We start from the raw sequence: 801 nt of genomic DNA on the forward strand, positions 1-801 counted from the left end.
GATGCTGAAGAATAACTGGGCTAACAAGTCGTTGCACCCGACGGCTAGTAGCTGCCGTGTCAGGTTTTGCCACTGTCCTTGAGTATTGAAACTTTAATCATTTCATCTACGGTTTCATCGCCGCGGGTGAACTTTACGTTGGGCAAAATATTATGAAGCGACGATACAAGCTGTTCATAGTCATAGCCGTTCTATTTGTGTTTTTACATCTCCCTGTGATGACCGAATTTCGTGTCCAGAAGGCAAAGTGGGATTTGAACAATAGTTCTTCGTTACCTGAGTTAATAGATATTTACGGCAAGCCCACTAAGATTTTGTATCCAGAAGTTGAGAGTATTCCACTTAACGGAGATGCACTTAAATTGGCTGAAGATGAAGAAATGTGGCTTTATCAGAATGAGGGTATTCCATACTGGATTTTCGGTGTGGTTACTGATGACGGTTTAACCATTAAACGCCATTTTGTAGATAGGCTTTGGTAATATCCAAACAAGCCCAACAAGTCGCAGCACCCGACCACTAGCAGCTAACTGGCCAGGTTTTTCGGCTGGTTTACACGATTGAAACTTATAAATTAGTGCATCTGGTTCATCGTGGCCGGTGTCCTTTACGTTCTGCAAAAAAATAAGCCATGCAACAACGCCCGCTCAAAATCATTCTTTATCTGCTTCTCGGATTAACTTTATTTATCTCGATATCTAAATTTTTCCGTGAGGATACTAGTTATCAAAAAGATGCGCAGATGCTGAAAAATCGCTTATCTGAACTAAAAGTTGATCTGCAAAAAAAAGATAAGAAGTC

General features: G+C 40.8%; 1 protein-coding gene. It reads left to right on the top strand.

The features are described from left to right. Positions 1 to 152 precede the first annotated feature (152 nt). Entirely contained in the window at positions 153 to 482 is a 330-nt protein-coding gene (locus HW115_RS19520; protein ID WP_178935348.1) for a hypothetical protein, read from the top strand. Positions 483 to 801 lie beyond the last annotated feature (319 nt).

This window comes from Oceaniferula marina (assembly GCF_013391475.1).
GTDB classification, from domain to species: Bacteria; Verrucomicrobiota; Verrucomicrobiia; order Verrucomicrobiales; family Akkermansiaceae; genus Oceaniferula; species Oceaniferula marina.